Source organism: Paenibacillus sp. FSL R7-0210 (genome assembly GCF_038009085.1).
GTDB lineage: Bacteria > Bacillota > Bacilli > Paenibacillales > Paenibacillaceae > Paenibacillus_AQ > Paenibacillus_AQ silagei.
Genome location: NZ_JBBPAR010000003.1, coordinates 1 through 3249 on the forward strand (window position 1 = coordinate 1; position 3249 = coordinate 3249).

The 3249-nt window shown below is 53.2% G+C and carries 2 tRNA genes and 1 rRNA gene; all 3 read right to left on the reverse strand.

The window, feature by feature from the left end:
• Positions 1-4 precede the first annotated feature (4 nt).
• Positions 5-94, reverse strand: a tRNA-Ser gene (locus MKY64_RS33335).
• Between the two features lie 3 nt (positions 95-97).
• Positions 98-173 (reverse strand) — tRNA-Asn (locus MKY64_RS33340).
• Between the two features lie 62 nt (positions 174-235).
• A 23S ribosomal RNA gene (locus MKY64_RS33345) occupies positions 236-3164 on the reverse strand.
• Positions 3165-3249 lie beyond the last annotated feature (85 nt).

Below are 3249 nucleotides of genomic sequence, written 5' to 3' on the forward strand. Positions count from 1 at the left end.
GCTACGGAGAGAGAGGGATTCGAACCCTCGAGACGCTTGTGGCGCCTACACGATTTCCAATCGTGCTCCTTCGGCCAAACTCGGACACCTCTCCATATGGCTCCCCGAACAGGACTCGAACCTGTGACAACTCGATTAACAGTCGAGTGCTCTACCAACTGAGCTATCAGGGAATATACATATCAGGCTTGATCGCCTGAAAACTGAATCCGAAACGAATCTGCGTGTTAGAAATTTGGATAAGCCCTCGACCGATTAGTATTGGTCAGCTCCATGCATTGCTGCACTTCCACCTCCAACCTATCTACCTCGTCGTCTTCAAGGGGTCTTACTAATTGGGAAATCTCATCTTGAGGGGGGCTTCACGCTTAGATGCTTTCAGCGCTTATCCCGTCCGTACGTAGCTACTCAGCCATGCTCCTGGCGGAACAACTGATGCACCAGCGGTACGTCCATCCCGGTCCTCTCGTACTAAGGACAGCTCCTCTCAAATTTCCTGCGCCCACGACAGATAGGGACCGAACTGTCTCACGACGTTCTGAACCCAGCTCGCGTACCGCTTTAATGGGCGAACAGCCCAACCCTTGGGACCTACTTCAGCCCCAGGATGCGATGAGCCGACATCGAGGTGCCAAACCTCCCCGTCGATGTGGACTCTTGGGGGAGATAAGCCTGTTATCCCCAGGGTAGCTTTTATCCGTTGAGCGATGGCCCTTCCATGCGGTACCACCGGATCACTAAGTCCGACTTTCGTCCCTGCTCGACTTGTAGGTCTCGCAGTCAAGCTCCCTTATGCCTTTGCACTCTGCGAATGATTTCCAACCATTCTGAGGGAACCTTTGAACGCCTCCGTTACTCTTTAGGAGGCGACCGCCCCAGTCAAACTGCCCGCCTGACACGGTCCCCGTACCCGATAAGGGCACTAGGTTAGAACCTAGATACGATCAGGGTGGTATCCCAACGGCGCCTCCGCAGAAGCTTGCGCTCCGCTCTCACCGGCTCCCACCTATCCTGTACAGATCGTACCCAAATTCAATATCAAGCTGCAGTAAAGCTCCATGGGGTCTTTCCGTCTTGTCGCGGGTAACCTGCATCTTCACAGGTATTAAAATTTCACCGGATCTCTCGTTGAGACAGCGCCCAAGTCGTTACGCCATTCGTGCGGGTCAGAATTTACCTGACAAGGAATTTCGCTACCTTAGGACCGTTATAGTTACGGCCGCCGTTTACTGGGGCTTCGGTTCACAGCTTCGGGTTTAACCCCTAACCGCTCCCCTTAACCTTCCAGCACCGGGCAGGCGTCAGCCCGTATACTTCGCCTTGCGGCTTCGCACAGACCTGTGTTTTTGCTAAACAGTCGCTTGGGCCTTTTCACTGCGGCCCCCTCGGGCTATTCACCCTACCGAGGCACCCCTTCTCCCGAAGTTACGGGGTCATTTTGCCGAGTTCCTTAACGAGAGTTCTTCCGCGCGCCTTAGAATTCTCTTCTCGCCTACCTGTGTCGGTTTGCGGTACGGGCACCTTCTCCTGGCTAGAGGCTTTTCTTGGCAGTGTGAGATCATGACCTTCGCTACTATAATTTTCGCTCCCCATCACAGCCCAGCCTTAACGATGTGCGGATTTGCCTGCACACCAGCCTCACTGCTTAGACGGACATCCATCAGTCCGCGTCACTACCCTCCTGCGTCACCCCATCGCTCATAGCGGATTACGGTGGTACAGTAATTTCAAACTGTTGTCCTTCGACTACGCCTGTCGGCCTCGCCTTAGGTCCCGACTTACCCTGAGCGGACGAGCCTTCCTCAGGAAACCTTGGGCTTTCGGCGGATCAGATTCTCACTGATCTTTTCGTTACTCATACCGGCATTCTCACTTGTATGCTGTCCAGCGCTCCTTACGGTACACCTTCAACCCACATACAACGCTCCCCTACCCCAGATGCAAAGCATCTAGCCATAGCTTCGGTGGTGTGTTTAGCCCCGTTACATTTTCGGCGCAGAGTCACTCGACCAGTGAGCTATTACGCACTCTTTCAATGGTGGCTGCTTCTAAGCCAACATCCTGGTTGTCTGTGCAACTCCACATCCTTTCCCACTTAACACACACTTGGGGACCTTAGCTGATGGTCTGGGCTGTTTCCCTTTTGACAATGGATCTTAGCACTCACTGTCTGACTCCCGGCAAGAAGTAAATGGCATTCGGAGTTTGACTGAGCTTGGTAACCCTTGCGGGCCCCGCACCCAATCAGTGCTCTACCTCCACCACTCCATTCACCGAGGCTAGCCCTAAAGCTATTTCGGGGAGAACCAGCTATCTCCGAGTTCGATTGGAATTTCTCCGCTACCCCCACCTCATCCCCGCATTTTTCAACATGCGTGGGTTCGGGCCTCCAGTGCGTGTTACCGCACCTTCACCCTGGACAGGGGTAGATCACACGGTTTCGGGTCTACGTCCACATACTCAGTCGCCCTATTCAGACTCGCTTTCGCTGCGGCTCCGGCTTCTCACCTTAACCTTGCATGTTAAACGTAACTCGCCGGTTCATTCTACAAAAGGCACGCCATCACCCATAAAGAGGGCTCTGACTTTTTGTAAGCACACGGTTTCAGGTTCTATTTCACTCCCCTTCCGGGGTGCTTTTCACCTTTCCCTCACGGTACTGTTTCACTATCGGTCGCCAGGTAGTATTTAGCCTTAGCAGATGGTCCTGCTGGATTCATACGGGGTTTCACGTGCCCCGCACTACTCGGGATCCGTCTCGGAGAGAACACAGTTTAGGCTACAGGGCTTTTACCTCTATCGCGGGCCTTTCCAGACCTCTTCGCCTACTCTATTCCTTTGTAACTCCATGTGAGACGTCCCACAACCCCAAGAGGCAAGCCCCTTGGTTTAGGCTGTTCCGCGTTCGCTCGCCGCTACTGACGGAATCACTATTGTTTTCTCTTCCTCAGGGTACTTAGATGTTTCAGTTCCCCTGGTCTGCCTCTGCGTATCCTATGTATTCAGATACGAGTAACTGCGAATTACCACAGCTGGGTTTCCCCATTCGGACACCCCCGGATCAAAGCTTGCTTACAGCTCCCCGAGGCAGTTTCGTTGTTCGCCACGTCCTTCGTCGGCTCCTGGCGCCTAGGCATCCTCCGTGTGCTCTTAGTAGCTTAACCAATGCGTTTTCCCTAAGGAAAATCGCTAGTATCGCCATTAATATGAAACTTGTTTACACAAGTTCAGCTTAAAGGAATGTTCTAA